The sequence below is a fragment of the Dellaglioa sp. CoH-57-MRSF-17 genome (genome assembly GCF_056782015.1).
Genome location: NZ_JBXAXY010000067.1, coordinates 1 through 389 on the forward strand (window position 1 = coordinate 1; position 389 = coordinate 389).

The window sequence follows — 389 nt, forward strand, 5'->3', positions numbered from 1 at the left end:
GCCAATGACATTGCAAATGAGGTGGCTCCGGAAGACGTGGCTAAGCCCACAAGTGCTACTAAAGCGGCGGCTATACCCAAGACCATTGAGGCCAAGCGTACGCCGCAGCTGCTGTCCGTGGTTCCGGGGTGGGTCTGGAAATGCGGTAAGTTTCGGTGGATGCCTCAGGACTTCTGGACCGAGAACGAGCGCATGAAAGAACGCGTGATCGACTCGTCGGAGCAGGATCAGAGCATTGGTATGTTTCTGGACGACCCGACGACGCCCATGCTCTACTGCGCGGCGGGTTCTCCCGACGATCGACAAGCCTTGTACTTCGCGGCCTATCTTGTGCAGGAATTCCAAAAGCGCAGTCGCGAGGAAGTCGTGTGGCACAACCTATACGGCGG

At 57.8% G+C, this 389-nt stretch carries 1 protein-coding gene; it reads left to right on the plus strand.

The features are described 5' to 3' along the window. Positions 1-36 precede the first annotated feature (36 nt). The coding region (locus tag AC1RPJ_RS07885; RefSeq protein WP_481762862.1) for a hypothetical protein at positions 37-389 on the plus strand (353 nt) is incomplete at its 3' end.